Source organism: Paenibacillus sinopodophylli, assembly GCF_005930355.1.
GTDB lineage: Bacteria > Bacillota > Bacilli > Paenibacillales > Paenibacillaceae > Pristimantibacillus > Pristimantibacillus sinopodophylli.
Window position 1 is genome coordinate 1 of record NZ_VDBO01000056.1, and the last position, 680, is coordinate 680.

Genomic DNA, 680 nt, shown 5'->3' on the forward strand with positions numbered 1-680 from the left:
TCCCGGTTATCTGAATCGCCTTCCAGCCATACGACATGGTCGTGTTGATCCGCCTCATTGGAATATCTTAATCGACCTGCCGCACTCGTATTCGCTTTAGCAATGTTACTGAATACGTTAGGACTGCCTTGCGTAATCGTAGCCGATACCTCATCGGTTTCGAGCAGCTCGGTCATGCCATTTACTTTGGATCTATTCAGCTTCCACACTTGCGCTTTGACAATCTTCATGTAATCGAAGGTTGACGTTTGCGTCCACGTATCGGAGTAACCGCCCACTTCTACATCATGGCCACCCGAGTAGCTGCATTGATAGGTGGGACCGAGAACCTCAGGAACAGCGGGTTTGTACCCCGGCTGTCCCACGGTACCCGAAGCTGGAACAGCGGCAGTCTTCACATACGTACCATTTAACGTCGTAACGGTTTCCACGAATGTAGCGCCTGATACATCCGTTGCTTTTCGTGCGGGCCCACACGTTGGCGCAACATCTTTTACGATAGGATCAGTAGTCGGTGCTATATACTGACCGCTTTTTACTTTATTAAACGAGGACGTATACGTCCTCGTTGCTGTAGCAGAAGGGACATACTCCGTTACGATATCCACTATAAATTCTGAACCACCGGATGCAAAATACAGATTATGCGTCGTCGGCGTACCCGCCATCGCTTCAAAGGT

The 680-nt window shown here is 49.6% G+C and carries 1 protein-coding gene; it reads right to left on the reverse strand.

The annotated features are described in order from the left end of the window. The coding region (locus FGT79_RS31495) for a hypothetical protein (RefSeq protein ID WP_171056544.1) at nucleotides 1–680 on the reverse strand (680 nt) is incomplete at both ends.